This is a genomic window from Paenibacillus sp. A3 (assembly GCF_001399685.1).
Lineage (GTDB): Bacteria > Bacillota > Bacilli > Paenibacillales > NBRC-103111 > Paenibacillus_G.
Map to the genome: position 1 here is coordinate 1 of NZ_JTHN01000426.1, position 703 is coordinate 703.

Genomic DNA, 703 nt, shown 5'->3' on the forward strand with positions numbered 1-703 from the left:
TTTCTTATGGTGGCTGTAACCTTATCGGCTCTGGTGTACGGGTACGCGTTTTCCAATAACAATAGCTTTGTCGGCTCCAGCATCGACGAGCAATTTCCCGTGCCGGCGGAGGCGCGCAAATCGGACGTTCCGTTCTCCAATCCGGGAGTCGTCTATGTCCGCTACAATATGAAAGGTGTTGAAGAAAAGGAAAGTATTCCGGATTTCTATGAGGCTGAGATTCGCAAGTGGGGGTGGAAGGAAGACAAAGAGGAGCAGGTGGGGGCCCTCCGTGTTTTTGTAAAGGACGGCAAAACGATGAATGTAACGACGCATAGCGGATTTTTCACTCTATTTACCAAAAAAAGCTCGCACAAAGCGGTTGCCGGTGCGCCGCGCACCGCGGTTTCCAAGCCGCAAAGTCCGCCGGAGCAGTAAAAACCCCGTGCGGCCAAATTCGCTTTTCCGGAGCTTGTCCGGCAGGAGAAGCGCATGGCAAGCGCAAGGGGGCTGTTCGGTTCAACAGGCGGCTTTAATCGACGAGCGGAAGCGAGTACCGCGCGAATCCTTCGCCTTCGTAGTTGTATCGTTCGCATATCGTGTAGGTACGGTCGCCGGCGCTTGTTTGAAGTCCCTTTTCGCGCAAATACGCTTCGACCGCTTGACCGGCTGCCTCGAAGTTTCCGTCCTTATTCGCCACGACGACGCACCGGTGCGCCGGGAC

At 55.0% G+C, this 703-nt stretch carries 1 protein-coding gene and 1 pseudogene; one reads left to right on the forward strand and one right to left on the reverse strand.

From position 1 onward, the window contains the following. Nucleotides 1–417 (forward strand): hypothetical protein (locus QJ48_RS37910; protein WP_054977841.1); only part of this gene is annotated, 417 nt, incomplete at its 5' end. A gap of 94 nt (nt 418–511) precedes the next feature. Here the strand turns inward: QJ48_RS37910 and QJ48_RS37915 are convergent. Further along, nucleotides 512–703, reverse strand: a pseudogene (locus tag QJ48_RS37915) (AraC family transcriptional regulator); the annotation flags it as partial.